The organism is Luteibacter yeojuensis (assembly GCF_000964085.1).
GTDB lineage: Bacteria > Pseudomonadota > Gammaproteobacteria > Xanthomonadales > Rhodanobacteraceae > Luteibacter > Luteibacter yeojuensis_A.
The window spans coordinates 1-1,287 of the sequence record NZ_JZRB01000126.1; the positions used below are offsets into that span (position 1 = coordinate 1).

Genomic DNA, 1,287 nt, shown 5'->3' on the forward strand with positions numbered 1-1,287 from the left:
ACAGGGCCATCGCGAACTTATAGACCGGTAGACTGCACGCCGAATAAAGAACGCGGCAGGTCGGCTCTTTGTCGGCGCACGTCGTCATTGACTTCGATTCCGCTTCTGCAGTCGACTGCCCTCCGTCAATAAAGTAGTTCATGGAGCCAACGCTGAGTGCCATGCACGCGTTGCCCACGGTCCCAAGGATCTTGCATGCGGAGCCGCCCTTGGTCCGGCAATCGTCAAGTGCGACGTTCTTAGCTTCGTTCTCGGTGCGGAGGCCCTTGGCGGTGCCGAGGACGCCTTTAACGGTGTCATCTGCAACCGCTTGCCACTGTGGCACCCACGCGGGCTGCGGCGGTGCTTGTTGTTGAGACGGAATTGGGCCGCACGAAGAAAGGTCTGCGCCGCTGTCAGGAATCTGTCCCGGAGGGCAATCTTGCTCCGCCCATGCCGGCACACTAGCCATCCCCGCAAGCACAATAAAAAAATTGTGTGCAACGTTTCTTCCCGATCATTAGCTTCAGTTTGTTGCTCGCTTTTGCAAGTGCTCAAGCCAGCTTGTCATTGCACGCGTACAGCTAGGCTGCAGTTCGAGTAGAGGACCTTGCACTCCGTATCGCCCGATGAGCACGTCGACCCGGCTTTTTGCTCGGCGCTTGCGAGCGATTCGCTGGTTTCGATCCAGAATTGTTTCGAACCAATAACCATGGCAATACAGCCGTTTCCGTTCGTCACATAGGTCGTGCAGCTTTTGCCGCCTTTTGCGCGGCAGTCATTGAGGGCGGCGTTTTGAGCCTCGGCCGAGGTCCTGAGCCCTTTCGAGATGCCTAGCGCACCGACGCCGCTATCGCCTGCAAGCGATTGCCATTGTGGTATCCACGCCGGCTCAGGAGGGGAGGCTTGTTGTTGACCCGGGATAGGACCGCACGTTGAGACACTCGTCCCTCCATGGGGAATTTGGCCGGGCGGGCATCCTTGTTCAGCATGGGCAAGGCTGGAAAGCGCCAGAAGAAAAAGGGATGCGAGGCGCACGATAGTTTTTGTGGAGTGTCGATTCATCGGTTTGCTCCCTTGATCTCTTCTGGTGCCGGCTGACCGGAATTGCTGACAGTTCGTGAATTGAACTGACCGATCCCTCCCGTATGGGTGATAGCCGAGTTCTGGTTCGGAGCAACTGGTTGAGCGCCCCGGCTAAAGGACCCAGGCGGCTGCCCCGCCGGGCCAGGCGCACCACCACCGCGATCAAACGCCGAGAAGTGCATAAAGTTGCCCATCGTCCCCTGGAAGAACATCGCAGCCATC

The 1,287-nt window shown here is 58.2% G+C and carries 2 protein-coding genes and 1 pseudogene; all 3 read right to left on the reverse strand.

Annotated features, from left to right (window positions below; all coding sequences use genetic code 11):
* A partial coding sequence (locus tag VI08_RS20525) for a DUF4189 domain-containing protein (RefSeq protein ID WP_198149019.1) occupies positions 1-325 on the reverse strand: 325 nt, incomplete at its 3' end.
* A 221-nt stretch (positions 326-546) separates the two neighbouring features.
* A complete protein-coding gene (locus tag VI08_RS21565; RefSeq protein ID WP_084621651.1) occupies positions 547-1,044 on the reverse strand; it encodes a DUF4189 domain-containing protein in 498 nt (165 codons plus the stop codon).
* A pseudogene (locus tag VI08_RS22320) lies at positions 1,041-1,287 on the reverse strand (type IV secretion system protein); the annotation flags it as partial. The pseudogene VI08_RS22320 and the gene VI08_RS21565, both read right to left, overlap by 4 nt.

Bases quoted from the DNA above. Each gene is read 5' to 3' on its own strand.
- VI08_RS21565 (WP_084621651.1), bottom strand. From the start codon at position 1,044: ATGAATCGACACTCCACAAAAACTATCGTGCGCCTCGCATCCCTTTTT.